At 37.7% G+C, this 1,073-nt stretch carries 1 protein-coding gene; it reads left to right on the top strand.

Going from position 1 to position 1,073, the window contains the following annotated elements; translation table 11 throughout:
- Positions 1 to 54 precede the first annotated feature (54 nt).
- On the top strand, positions 55 to 663 hold the full coding sequence (locus B7Y67_RS19110; protein ID WP_293599984.1) for a 3'-5' exonuclease: 609 nt from the start codon (positions 55 to 57) through the stop codon (positions 661 to 663).
- Positions 664 to 1,073 lie beyond the last annotated feature (410 nt).

Below are 1,073 nucleotides of genomic sequence, written 5' to 3'. Positions count from 1 at the left end.
ACTCAGCCAGAGCTTACATTGCTCAACTATCTCATTTAAATAAGTACCAAATCAATGAATCAAAAACAATGCTACTTCGCACTCGATCTTGAACTCAATAACGCTCAAGATAATTCAACAGAGAATCCAAAAATTATTCAAGTGGGTATTGCATTTGGAAATTATGAAGACTTTATCAACCAGTCTTTAAAAACCCATACATGGCTTTTAGATCCACAAGAGCCCATATTAGAGTTCATCACCAAATTAACCGGTATCAGCAATATAAATATTGCTGACCACGCAATCACTCATGAAGCACTTGCGCAGGAACTTAGCAGCATTCTCAAAAATCAAAATTGCTTTATCAATCCAGTTACATGGGGAGTGGGCGACTCATCAAAGTTGAAGTCTGAATTTCAAGAACGAGGCATTTCCTTTCCGCACTTTGGACGCCGCTGGATTGATGTTAAGACTTGGTACACCTTACACATGCTAGCCATAGGTAAGAAACCAAGCGGCGGACTATCCTCTGCTCTGGCCAGTATGAAGCTTCACTTCAATGGCAGGCCGCACCGCGCTGATGATGATGCATTAAATACCTTGCGACTTTTCTTTGAAATGTTACGAAGACAACATCAACTTTATAAGTTCGTTAAGGACGCCAAAGCAATACCAATATAAGAAAGGACAATCAACATGTTTCACTACCGCTTCGATTAGATTAACCTAATTACCAAAAACAGCACATTGCTACATTTTTTAATTGAACAACATTCTTTCTAACCCCATAAATACATGTTACTTTTTAAGTATATTGAGGCGAATAACAAAGTAAATATCACCACAATAACAAAGTAAATTTTCTAGAGCCCTTGCTTAACTAGTTTTTCTATATAAAGTTAATTCGTCATAGGGCTAACGTTATGTCATAAAGTAAGAATGATTTAGATCGTAACAAAGTGACATCAGTAAATAAACACCAAAGTAGCTTGCGATCAATCTTGTCATATCTTAAGCGCGTCATCAATACACCAAATTCGGGTGTCGCACCCACTCAGTACACCGAAATCAACTCATGTAGCCTTGCAATA

This window comes from Polynucleobacter sp. 35-46-11, assembly GCF_002281105.1.
This window is presented reverse-complemented; position numbering and strand designations above follow the sequence as displayed.

Excerpts from the sequence above, each read along its gene's own strand:
- B7Y67_RS19110 (WP_293599984.1), top strand. The coding sequence starts at position 55 with ATGAATCAAAAACAATGCTACTTCGCACTCGATCTTGAACTCAATAAC.